Below are 12,282 nucleotides of genomic sequence, written 5' to 3'. Positions count from 1 at the left end.
TTGGTGTTCTTTGTACCCTACCCTGCGGGTAGCTGCTTGCGCGTCTATGTGGTTTATAAAAAAATCTAGATGTTACCAACAGATTTACTAAGTCATCGTCAAAATGGTGAAGAGATTATTCCAAAAAGACTAAAAATTGATAACCAACATTTAGAGTTGGCAACTGAGATTATTACTTCTTTTCAAGAGGCAATAGGGAAAACTCAAGGTGCGCTTGAGCGTTTGTTACTGGAATTAGAAGGTGACACTCCTGATTATCGTGTGAAGCGGGGTTTAGCTTATATTCTCAAAAGTAGTTTCTGTACGTTTGAGGTGGTGAGTCCACTCGAACCTCAGATGTTAAGAGAAAGGGTGTTTACCCTTGCAGCTAAGTCTGTTCCTAGTAAGGAGTTAACACAAGTTACTTTAAGTAAAATCGCTGATGAATTAAGTCAAGAATTGGAGCGTGAAATTTTACCAGAACAAGTTAGTAATGGGTTGTATGCTGATTTAGCAGAAAATAAAATTTTGACTACTTTTGATGCACCTACAGCAACAGAATTATTACATCGCTATAATTTATCCCAAGTGCAAGGTGTGTTTTATAAAGCCAGTCAACTAGTATTAAATGCTCATCGTAATGTTCCTGGTGAATATAAGCTTTTATTCCGCTATCTTAAGTTGTTTCAATTGATGGCATATATTGAGGGAGATGCCGACCACGGGTTTACAATCACAATTGATGGGCCGACAAGTTTATTCTCTCCAAGTACTCGTTATGGTTTGGCAATAGCTAAATTAATCCCTGCTTTACTTCACGTTACGAAATGGAGTCTTGCCGCTACACTACAGGTTCGTGATTTTTATACAGAAACTTGGAAAACAGGACGTTTTACTCTCAATTCTGATTGCGGTTTAGTATCTCATTACCCACCAGGAAAACCTTACGATAGTATGTTAGAAGCATCTTTTGCTGATAAGTGGGACTTATTGAAAACTGAATGGGTTTTAGAGCGAGAAGTTGATTTAATTCCTATTCCTGGTAGTGTGATGATCCCCGATTTTAGGTTAGTGCATCCTGATGGGCGTAGCTTCTTATTAGAAATTATCGGTTATTGGCGACCAGAATATTTACAAAAAAAGTTTGCTCAAGTTAGACGCGCTCAATGTCATAATTTAATTTTGGCTATTTCCGAACGTTTGAATTTGGATAAAGCTGGCGTAAAAATTAATGATGTTCCGGCGAGAATTGTTTGGTTTAAAGATAAATTGTTGCCAAAGTCAGTGTTATCTGTAATGGAATAAAATTATGCTCGTTTAAGTTATTATATTACGTATCATTTGGTTGTGGAATTTGAGCAAAAACAGCAGATTGCAACAGTCCAGGAAGTTGATTCCAAGCTACACTACCTTTGCGACTTTTGATATACAGTTGCATAAATTCTAGTAAAGCTACAGTACTTTCTTCTGGGAGAAGATTGACAAACAGATAGGTAGGTTTATCTGGATTAGATACAGCTACTACACACCCCTGACTGCACGCCCATAAACATCCGATGGCTTGAACCTCCACTTCATCAGCTGGGAATTTTTCACTGCATAAAGTGTTTAGTTGGTCAAGTAAAAGTGTGCCATCGAATGGAGGATTTTCTGGTCGTTCTTCGGAAGAACGGTGACAGGATTTGCAGACGAATAACGTGTGTTTAGGCATAGGTTATTACTAGGTATTTAAATAGATCGTTGAGTAACTCGTGAGCCGCAAGAATATTGAGTCCACGCCAGACAGAAAAATCTACTAGGTAAACTTGCTCTTGCTGCACTGCCTTGAGCTTATTCCATAAAGGTTTTTGTTGAAGTCGTTTTATGATAGAGCGATCGCCTTTTCGTAGTGGTGCAACAAAAAGGATATCGCTATCAATTTTGGGTAGGAGTTCTTCAGAAATCGTTAAATCATTATCACCAGATTCTTCAAAAATTGGATTTAATAATCCAATATCATCTAAAATTCCACCAGCAAAAGATTTTTTACGAGTGATAACTAATTGTCCAGAAGCAACATAAGCAAATGATATGCGAAGAGACCTTTTTTTATTACCCAGTAACTGCTTTACCTCTTGAACACGATGATTATAATCATTCAAGAGTTGAGTAGCTATCTCGGTTCTTTCAAAGACTTTGGCCGCATCTTGGATATTTTGTTTCCAATTGCCTCTGGTTTCCATCCAAGGCAGAATTACTGTCGGCGCAATTTGCGAAGCATATTTATAAACTCCTTCAAAGAATGGATGGGAAATAACAATAATTAAGTCAGGATGAAGTAATACAAGTTTTTCTAAATTAATTTGACCTCTTGAACTGCGTAAAATTTCAATTCCATCTGCTTTACTTTGAAAGTAACGAAAGTCATCTTCTATTTCAGTTGTTACCCACGTTGCGATCGGTTTGATGTCTAAAGCAAGAACAGTTGCAAAGCTATTAAAATCCAAGGTGACAATTCGTTTGGGATTGAGGGGAATACAAGTTTCTCCTCTTGCGTGCTGCACTAATCGGCACTCTGTGCTTGGCGCTTCAGAGTTTGAGTCTGTAACCTTTTTAGTCAGATTACTGCTACAAGTCCATACAAGGGTAAGTGTTAAAATTACCAATAAAAATAGGGAAATAAAGCGACGTAAAGGTATTTTCACCAGTTTACCCCCTTACCTCACTGTCGTAATCTTTGCAACACTCACTGACTTCCTTTCACGAGTTTAGATGTTTTAAGTAAGTATTTCTCAATGTCATCCAATACAGCATGAGCCGCTAGAAAATCAGAGCCGTACCAGGTTTGGAAATCGACAAAATATACTTGATTCTGCTGAACAGCCTTAATTTTAGACCATAGGGGTTTACGCTGAAGGCGCTCTAGAGTGGAGCGATCGCTTTGTTGATATGTTCCAATAAAAAGGACATCGCTATCAATTGTGGGCAAACTTTCATCCGAAATTGGCAAGGCTAGATTGTTCAACAATTTAGGAGAAAGCAATCCGAGATCATTCAAGATTGTGGCAGAAAAGGAGTTTCTTTGGGCAAGATATAATCCATCGCTAACAAAGACAAATGATGCCTGAAACGGCTGAGTGTAATTGTTTTGCGGATATTTATGCAAAGTCCCTAATGCCTGCTTTAGTTTTTCAACTCTTTGGTAATAGCCATTTAAGAGTTGAGTGGCTACTTCTGTCTTACCAAAAACCTTTGCTGTTTCTTTCAAGTGTTGTTTCCAATCTCGTGAAATTTCTGTCCAAGGAATCAATACAGTAGGAGCAATTTGTGAGAACTGTTTGTAAACTCCTCGTAGTGAAGGAAGAGAAATACTAATAATTAAGTCAGGTTTAAGTAGCAAGATTTTCTCTAAATTAGGCTGATTAGAAAAACTATGTAAAGCAATTCCTTGGATTTTGTTTGCTAAATGAGGAATCTCCATAGTCCCCTCTATAGGAGACCAAACTCCTGCTGCAATCGGTTTGATATCCAGAGCAATAAGGTTTGCAAGGCTAAGTATATCTGAGGTTACAATTCTTTGAGGATTGAGTGGAGTGCAGGTTTTTCCCATAGCGTGCTGAATTATTCGACATTCAGTTGTGGAAGACAATCTGCTCATATTATTGTGTGGAATATGAGCCAATCTGCTATTACAGGCTTTAATTAGAAAGACACTAAAACCGATAAAGATAAATAGTATAATTGCGCTTTTAACTCTTTTGAACATTGTAGAAATATTGATTTTTAAAACCCTTCCTAAAATATTAGAGAGGGTTTAGGTAAGATTAACTTTAGTCCGATAGTGTATTATGTGAAAACACTAAAGTCGGATCAAAACTCCCACGAAATAGTTCCTTGGATTGTGAATGGCGCACCATAAAAGACGCGATCGCGGCTGAAAACACCTTCAAAGTAATCTACGTTGAAAAGGTTTTTGATATTAATTGCAGCCCGAAACTGTTCTCGTTTGTAAAAGATAGCTGCATCCGTAGTTAGATAGCCTGGGACTGTGAATGAATTAGCGTTGTCACCTGCGCGATCGCCTACATAAAACAGTCCTAAACCCAATCCTAAACCTTGCAAATTCCCTTGTTGAAATTCATAGGTTGTCCATAAACTGGCGTTGTTGGGGCTAGTTCTCTGCACACGGTTCCCTACGAGATTTGGGTTGTTGTCGTTGCTAATGCGTGTGTCATTGTAAGCGTAGCTGGCAAAAATGTTCCACCCAGGTAAAATTTCTCCAGTCAAACTCAGTTCGATCCCTTGACTATTTATCTCACCAGTTTGCACTGAGAAACCCAGATTTGCCGGATCGCTAGTTAAGACATTTGATTGAGTAATGTCATACAAAGCCAATGTTGTTGAAAGCCGATCATTTATATCTGTTTTCACCCCAACTTCGTACTGCGTACCTCTAGTGGGTTGAAAAACGCTACCATCAAAAGCTCGACCAATCGCTGGCTGAAACGATTTAGTATAGTTTGCATAGAGAGAAACAGGGGGAATCGGCTGATAAACAATGCCTACACGGGGGCTAAAGGCATTTCCTGATTGACTAGTTTCTGTACCTGCAAGAAAGTCTCTATCCGTTTGAGTGAATGTATCAAATCGCCCACCAACAAGTAATTTCAAATTATCTGCAAATGTAATCTGATCCTGCACCAAAATACCAAGCTCATATAGCGTACCACTTATATCAGTTCTAGATGTAATCGCTCCTATTGGTAGACCATAAACTGGATTGAATAAATCAATAGGTTCAGCCGCCCTAGTCGTAGATATAAATGCACTGTCATATCTGCCTAAATCAAAGCCGACTAATAACTGGTGCTGGATTGAACCTGTCGAAAATTTACCAACGACATTGGTAAGCATACTATATTGATCATACAGGTCGCTGGAATTAAAGTTCCGCCTTCGCTGACTACGACTATCAGGTGTCAAACCTTCAGGAAATGTAAGATTAAAGGTGTAATCAACAGAATCGTAGCGGAATGTGTTGCTGACTGACCAATTTTCACTAAATTTATGCTCTAGTTTGTAGCCAATTCTTCCCTGTATAGTATTCAAGTTACCTTCATTTGTAATCCGGTCACGAGGTATTTGACCATTGGGATTAGGCAAGATTGTGCCAACGGCGGGTAATCCCAGATTACCATTATCCAGAGAGAGGTTTTTGTAAGTTCCATCAATACTTAAATTAGTGTTTTCCCCCAATGTAAAACTAATAACTGGCGCAATTACTAAGTTTCTGGTTCTACTAAATTCAGTGAAAAAACCTTGATCTCGATAGGATGCGTTCAACCGATAAAGCACTTTCTTATCATCATCAAGAGGCCCCGAAAAATCCACTTCACCTCGATAAAAATCAAAACTTCCCACAGTTGCTTCAACGAAATAGTAGGGGTCGCGTAGAGGTTGCTTGGTGACAAAGTTGACTGTTCCACCCGGCGATGATGAGCCAAATAAAATAGAAGTTGGGCCTAAAAGAACATCAATTCTTTCAATTCCTGTAAGATCATTGCCTATATTAGCACCGACACCACCCCCTACTCTAGAAACAATCCCATCAAGTGCAGGCGCACTAAAAAATCCCCTTACCTGTATGCGTAATGCGTCAAAGTTACTGGGAGCCGCATCACGGACACTAGGGGAATTAAGAAGTGCGCTATTCACATCAGCACGCTGATCTCGCAAAACTTGTTGGGGAATCACTTGAATCGATTGGGGAATGTCACGCAAAGGTGTATCAGTCCGTGTCGCCGTATTTGTGTTCGGCACACGATAACCATCCTGCTCACCCGTCACCACCAACTCAATTGGTTCATCCTGCTGTGCTGATGGTTCCTCTTGTGGTGTCTCACTAACAGGTTCCTCTGGTTGTGTTTGCACCGCAGTTCCAGTAGGCGTCAAACCAAAAATCAAACCCTCATCACTGTCAAATAACTCCACAACAGGTAAACCCTCCTCACCAGTCACAGTAACTCGGATAGTATTAGCATCCAGATTTGTGACCGTTATCTCAGTAATTCCCGTAATTGGTTTTTGGGAACGGAACGTGAACGCATCACCAGACGGTAGCCGCAGTTGTGCGCCAGGAATATCAGCAATAAAGTTATTCCCCTGGCTACGATTTGTGATTTGTAATTTTTCACCAACAGAAGTCTGTAAAATTACTTCTACACCCTTGTCTGTAGGATTGGCTTTCACTCCTGTCACTGGTACAACGCCTACCTGGTTGCCCTCTTGCGACGGGGGGTTAGTTGGTGCTGGCGACTGTACTAGGAAATCTGCACTTTTAAAAATACGCTCAATCTCACTGATGCGAGGAATTTCTCTTTTCTCTCTAACCTGCCTGAACTCTGAAGCTTTTGCAGGATAAGCTAAAAGCAAGAACAATGCAATTATTCCACACTTGTAACCCAAAAACCAAAATAGCCGCAACATTCCCCACACTCCGCACTCAGTTAAAATTTTAAAGAGAATACTTCTCAAGAAGCTGATATGCAGAGTTTAGAGTTTTTATCACAATCGAGTCTATCCTTAGAGGGCGAGTTTTTATCCCAAAAAGATGAGGTATAAATTTTATACCTAATAAAATCTCTTTATGTTTGATACTATCTGCAAATTCCTTGCTGAAAATTTCCCTACTGACTTTGCCACCTGGCTTTTAGGAGAAGCGATTACTCTTACCCAATTAAGCCCTAAAGAATTATCTCTTGAACCCATCCGTGCAGATGTCCTGATATTACTGCAATCAGATGAAATCGTACTGCACGTCGAATTTCAAACTCAGCCGGATGTTGCTATTCCTTTTCGTATGGCGGATTATCGCTTGCGCGTGTATCGTCGTTTTCCTCAAAAACGAATGCGACAAGTAGTAATTTATTTGACTAAATCTACATCCGAACTTGTTTATCAAACAACTTTTGCCATTGACAATTTGCAGCATCAATTTGCAGTAATCCGTTTGTGGGAGCAATCCACGGAAATATTTCTGCAAACTCCAGGCTTACTGCCATTTGCAACTTTAAGTAACACTAACGATAAAATCAACACATTACAGCAAGTGGCTACTCAGATAGATCAAATCAGCGACAGAAGAGCGCAAAGTAATATTACAGCATCAGCAGCTCTTTTATCTGGACTAGTATTAGAAGAAGAAGTGATTCAACGTTTACTTAGGAGAGATATTATGCGTGAGTCAGTCATATATCAATCAATAATAGCTGAAGGTAGAGAAGAGGGTCGAAAACAAGGACGAGAAGAAGGACGAGAAGAAGGACGAGAAGAGGGAATTAGGCTTGTTGCTGTTAATATGCTTAAAGAAGGAATTTCCCCTGAAACTGTAGCTAAATTAACAGGTTTATCACTTGAGGTCGTGCAACAGTTAGAGACTACTTAAAAATTTTCCCCTTTAAACAAGCACTAGGAGTAGTACCAAATTTCTGTTTAAAGGCTCCCGCAAAATGACCAAGATGCTCGTAACCTACGCTATTTGCTACTTCAGCTACGCTCATTTTACCTTCAGATAAAAGTAACCGTGCCTGCTCCATCCGAAAGTGATGCAAATAGCCAAAAACTGTGTGTCCCAAAACTTTACGAAAGCCTTGTTTGAGTTGGTGATGATTAAGTCCAACTAGCTGCGCTAACTCCAACACTGAAGGAGGATTGTCAATACGGGATTCTAAAATATGCTTTGCATAATAAATCTTATCAACTAAATCCTTTTTTAATGTATGGCTAAAACAATGTGTTGCTTCTGCCTCAATATCTTGTTGCAACCGCAAAGCTATTAATTCCAGAATTTTACTCTCCAGGTATACACGTCTAACCAAACCCTGAAAAGGACACTGGCAAATTTGCTGCAAAGCTATCTGCATTTGGTTGGTAACAATTCCGTTGTGAAAGTAATGCTTTTCGTCTGGTTTGCGAAATAGATGCTTCATCTGTGACGGAATGGCATTATCATCAAAACCCATAAATCTGTTGAACACTTCGGGTTCTATATGTATCTTGACAGCTTGATAAGGTTCACAAGACAAATACTCATGAAGTAATTGTGGTAAAAAACCGCTACCTGATATGATGCTATTACCAGCACAATTTAAGTCGTAACGGCTACAATTTATACCCCCTGAAATTTGAAAATAAAATCCCAAGGGATGTTCCATTTCTGGATAATCAATAGTTAGATTGTTATGTACTCGGTAATCTTCAAGTGTCAGGTAAAATCCTTGCCGTAGCTCAATATTTAAGATACTTCCCTGACCAAACAATTGTGGATATTTACACAATCTTTCTGAGTAATTATTCTCTATATCTGTGTATTCTTGTACTGGTGTAACTAATTCCAAAAACTCCTGGAATGAAACTATATTAGTCATGACACTAAGGTTGTATATTTGGCAACTTGTCTGAAAAGGAAAAGCTTAATCGAATTATTTACACTTTGTTCTTTTAGAAATTATATTTGCAAGCAGATTCTTAAGTAGTACGTGTAAACAGCTACTAGAATTTCGGTATACAAATTGATTGAAAATCAATAATTCTAAATTTTAGGTATTAAATTACACTAATAAATCAACATAAATCACTCCCCGTAATGAAATGACTAGAATTGCTTTGTATGTATTATTTTTAACTTATATAATTTTCAGAAACTAATAAAAAATTATATCAAGAAATAATAAAATTTTCCCCAGCATCAGTTGAAAAAAGATAGCAATAAGTCTAAAGTATTATCTTGATTAGAAAAATTACACAAACATATAGATGAATGATTTAATAACTCATAAACCACTAAAAAGATTATCAACTAGATGCTTGAAAATAGTTAACTGTTGAAAGAGTAAATATGAAAGGCTCAAAACAAGTTCCCAAAACAGATAATCTTCTTCAAGCAACGGCAAGAGCATGACAAAAGCAACCACAACATTACCTAGAGGCTGGAAAACACCCCAAATATCACCTTTAGTAGGTCTAGTTCTAGGACTAACGATCCTACTGGTTTGTTTGGTTTACAGCGTCACACTGGGTGCAGCAGATATACCTTTAGACAAGATTTTGGCATCCTTTGTAGCTTTTGATGGTTCCTATGAACACTTAGTCATCCAGACTGTGAGATTGCCGCGATCGCTCATGGCTATGCTTGTAGGTTCAGCCTTGGCAGTATCTGGAGCATTAATGCAAGGTTTGACACGCAACCCCTTAGCAGATCCAGGTATTTTGGGTATTGAGTCGGGGGCAGCACTAGCTGTAGTTGCAACAATTTTTATTTTTGGCAGTTCATCCCTGAGTGTTTTAACCATTGTGGCTTTCTTAGGTGCAGGAGCCACAGCAGTGTTAGTCTACTTTCTTGGTTCTCTGGGGAGGGGAGGAGCTACTCCACTGAATTTAACAGTAGCAGGTGCAGCGCTTACAGCTTTGATCTCTTCTCTAACTACTGCCGTTCTCATCATCAGTCAACGAACTTTAGAAGAAATTAGATTTTGGTTAGCTGGTTCATTGGCTGGGCGCGATACTAATATACTCTTTCAAGCACTACCTTTTATTGTCATTGGATTAATAATTGCTTTTGCCCTTGGTAGACAGATTACTACTATGAGTTTAGGTGAAGATGTAGCCAAAGGCTTAGGTCAACAAACAGCTTGGATTAAAATAATTACTGCTATTAGCGTGGTTTTGCTAGCGGGCAGTTCTGTGGCTCTTGCCGGGCCAATCGGTTTTATTGGCTTAGTAGTTCCCCACATAGTAAGATTTTTCATAAAAGCCGATTACCGTTGGATTTTGCCTTATTCCGCGATCGCGGGCGCAATTTTGTTGTTGATTGCAGATATCGCAGCGCGTGTATTACTGAAGCCCCAAGAATTACCTGTGGGTGTAATGACAGCAATTGTTGGCGCTCCCTTTTTTGTTTATTTGGCTAAGTCAAAGGTGAAAAAATGAAGATGGATTGGCTAGTCATCCGTTCCGAGGCAATCTCCTTTCGGATCGACCGACGTGTACCACTGATGTTACTGTTGCTAGGACTTACCATTTTCGTGGCAATGGTTATGAATGTGGGTAGGGGTGAATATCCAATCTCACCCTTGGATATTGTCAAAACTTTATTTGGTATAGATACAGGAAATCCCGATCATGCTTTCGTGATTTACAATCTGCGTCTGCCCCGCACCCTTGTCGCTTTGATGGTGGGAATGGCAATGGCAATCTCCGGCACTATCTTTCAAGGGTTAACACGTAATCCCCTAGCTGATCCCGGTATTATCGGTATCAATGCCGGTGCGAGTCTCGCCGCAGTCACAGTAATTGTATTATTTCCGTCAGCACCAATTTATACTTTGCCTTTATCAGCTTTTACTGGTGCTTTGCTGATGGCAGTTTTAATTTACTCCCTAGCTTGGAACGGAGGTAGTTCTCCGCTTCTGTTTATTTTAATGGGTGTTGGTTTGTCTGCGATCGCCAGTGCTTTCACCAGCTTGCTGATTACCTTCGGGGAAATTTATGACGTTAGTAATGCTTTGGTTTGGTTAGCTGGCAGTGTCTATGGGCGTACTTGGGAGCAAGTCTTTTCGCTATTACCTTGGTTGATTGTTTTCATCCCAATGGCGTTAATACTAGCAAGGCATTTGAATGCTCTAAACTTGGGAGATGACGTAGCCAAAGGTATAGGTACTCGTGTGGAATGGCAACGTGGTTTACTCGTGCTAGTAGGTGTAGCCCTAGCAGGTGCAGGAGTTGCCACCGCCGGCATGATTAGCTTCGTTGGTTTAATCGCACCCCATTTAGGACGACAGTTAGTGGGTGCAACCCATGAAGGTTTGATCCCTACCTCAGCCCTACTAGGAGGAATGATTGTTGTGATCGCAGACTTTTTGGGAAGAACACTGTTTGCACCAATCGAAATTCCTTGTGGAGTAGTAACTGCTGCTGTAGGCGCTCCTTATTTTCTTTATTTATTAATTCGTAACCGCAAAAAATAGGGGACTAGGAATAAAGACATCTTCCTAATCTCTAATCCAAAATCCAAAATCTAAAATCTAAGAATGGAATCACTTATGAAAGGACTATCAACCAGAGGTTTATCTTTAGCTTACGATGGTGTGCCGATTATTAGAGATTTAAATTTGGCAATTCCCGCTGGACAAATTAGTGCTTTAGTTGGTGCTAATGGCTGTGGTAAATCAACTTTATTAAGAGGTTTGGCAAGATTACTCAAACCTCGTGGTGGTACAGTATATCTTGATGGAGAGTCTATATTTAAACTTTCTACCAAAGAAGTAGCTCAACAGTTAGGTATTCTACCTCAAGGGCCTGTAGCGCCGGAAGGGTTAACAGTCAAAGATTTGGTAGCACAAGGGCGTTATCCTTATCAAAATTGGTTGCAGCAGTGGTCAGCAAAAGATGAGAGAATTGTGCAACAGGCACTAGAGATTACAAACTTGTTGGAGTTGGCAGAGCGAGAACTGGACACTTTGTCTGGTGGACAAAGACAAAGGGCTTGGATTGCGATGGCATTAGCGCAAGATACAAATATTTTACTTTTGGATGAACCGACCACTTTTCTAGATTTGGCGCACCAGATAGAGGTTTTGGATTTGTTGTATGAGCTACACCAACATCAAGGCAGAACTATTGTCATGGTGTTGCACGATTTAAATCATGCGTGTCGTTATGCTGATTATCTAGTTGCTGTCAAAGAAGGTCGAATTTTTACTGCTGGGGAACCGAAGTATGTAATGACTGAAACAATGGTAGAGGAAGTTTTTGGGTTAGAGAGTCGTATTATTCCCGATCCGGTAGTGGGAACTCCGATGTGTGTGCCGATAGGACGTAAGGGGGGAAGGAAATTACAAACAAAATCTTCTAGTTTATAATTTGACTGAAAAAGTGAGCAAAACTCGCCATAGCTGCAAAAACGTAAATAAAAGACTAAAAAAGCTGATTATATACAGGTTTTAGCTTTTTGATTCTCCAATTTAATCATTGAATATGGAAACAGAGGAGTGTTTGAAGGTACTCCAAGGTTAGATGCGATGGATTTATGCAGTAGCTTTCATTGATCCTCACCTTCTTGCAAGTAGGAGTGAAGATTAAAATATCCGGCTTTGGAATGTAATAGAAGGTAAATGTCTAAAAATTCTCAAAAATCTTAGAACTTATGCAGGTATGAATATTTTAGATGCCACTGGTTTGACAATAACCCAGCGAGATACACTTTTAACATTGGGAGCGATCGCTGACTAATCGGGTTGATAGTCTCTGGGCTGAAACACTTATTAT

At 39.6% G+C, this 12,282-nt stretch carries 10 protein-coding genes; 5 read left to right on the top strand and 5 right to left on the bottom strand.

All coding sequences use genetic code 11. The features are described from left to right. Nucleotides 1-69: 69 nt before the first annotated feature. Nucleotides 70-1,284 (top strand): DUF790 family protein, encoded by a 1,215-nt coding sequence (locus U2718_RS03530; protein ID WP_341994139.1) that lies wholly within the window; start codon nt 70-72, stop codon nt 1,282-1,284. Between the two features lie 25 nt (nt 1,285-1,309). Here U2718_RS03530 and U2718_RS03525 read toward each other — a convergent pair whose 3' ends face one another. The 4 genes from U2718_RS03525 to U2718_RS03510 form a co-directional block, all read right to left on the bottom strand. Then, nucleotides 1,310-1,690 (bottom strand): DUF1636 family protein, encoded by a 381-nt coding sequence (locus tag U2718_RS03525; protein WP_341994140.1) that lies wholly within the window; start codon nt 1,688-1,690, stop codon nt 1,310-1,312. After that, the gene (locus U2718_RS03520; protein WP_341994141.1) at nt 1,683-2,663 is read right to left on the bottom strand and encodes an iron-siderophore ABC transporter substrate-binding protein; all 981 of its coding nucleotides are present in this window, start codon (nt 2,661-2,663) and stop codon (nt 1,683-1,685) included. The genes U2718_RS03525 and U2718_RS03520 overlap by 8 nt, the downstream gene beginning before the upstream one ends. A gap of 41 nt (nt 2,664-2,704) precedes the next feature. Continuing rightward, on the bottom strand, nt 2,705-3,616 hold the full coding sequence (locus tag U2718_RS03515; RefSeq protein ID WP_341994142.1) for an iron-siderophore ABC transporter substrate-binding protein: 912 nt from the start codon (nt 3,614-3,616) through the stop codon (nt 2,705-2,707). A 212-nt stretch (nt 3,617-3,828) separates the two neighbouring features. Further along, nucleotides 3,829-6,444, bottom strand: a complete 2,616-nt coding sequence (locus tag U2718_RS03510; RefSeq protein ID WP_341994143.1) for a TonB-dependent siderophore receptor — start codon at nt 6,442-6,444, stop codon at nt 3,829-3,831. A gap of 160 nt (nt 6,445-6,604) precedes the next feature. Between U2718_RS03510 and U2718_RS03505 the strand changes: the two genes are divergently transcribed. Further along, nucleotides 6,605-7,402, top strand: a complete 798-nt coding sequence (locus tag U2718_RS03505; RefSeq protein WP_341994144.1) for an Rpn family recombination-promoting nuclease/putative transposase — start codon at nt 6,605-6,607, stop codon at nt 7,400-7,402. Here the strand turns inward: U2718_RS03505 and U2718_RS03500 are convergent. Further along, nucleotides 7,395-8,384, bottom strand: coding sequence for an AraC family transcriptional regulator (locus U2718_RS03500; protein WP_341994145.1), 990 nt, complete (start codon nt 8,382-8,384; stop codon nt 7,395-7,397). The two genes, U2718_RS03505 and U2718_RS03500, sit on opposite strands and share 8 nt — an antisense overlap. Nucleotides 8,385-8,913: 529 nt before the next feature. Here U2718_RS03500 and U2718_RS03495 point away from each other — a divergent pair. The 3 genes from U2718_RS03495 (at nt 8,914) to U2718_RS03485 (ending at nt 11,876) form a co-directional block, all read left to right on the top strand. Then, on the top strand, nt 8,914-9,945 hold the full coding sequence (locus U2718_RS03495) for an iron ABC transporter permease (protein ID WP_341994146.1): 1,032 nt from the start codon (nt 8,914-8,916) through the stop codon (nt 9,943-9,945). Continuing rightward, nucleotides 9,942-10,982 carry an iron ABC transporter permease gene (locus U2718_RS03490; RefSeq protein WP_341994147.1) on the top strand — a complete coding sequence of 347 codons (1,041 nt, stop codon included), beginning with the start codon at nt 9,942-9,944 and terminating at the stop codon, nt 10,980-10,982. Before U2718_RS03495 ends, U2718_RS03490 begins: the two co-directional genes overlap by 4 nt. A 75-nt stretch (nt 10,983-11,057) precedes the next feature. Then, the gene (locus tag U2718_RS03485; protein WP_341994148.1) at nt 11,058-11,876 is read left to right on the top strand and encodes an ABC transporter ATP-binding protein; all 819 of its coding nucleotides are present in this window, start codon (nt 11,058-11,060) and stop codon (nt 11,874-11,876) included. Nucleotides 11,877-12,282 lie beyond the last annotated feature (406 nt).

The sequence above is a fragment of the Chlorogloeopsis sp. ULAP02 genome, assembly GCF_038404745.2.
In the GTDB taxonomy this organism is placed as follows: Bacteria; Cyanobacteriota; Cyanobacteriia; order Cyanobacteriales; family Nostocaceae; genus Chlorogloeopsis.
Note: the sequence above shows the minus strand (reverse complement) of the source record. Positions and strands in the feature narration are given on the sequence as shown.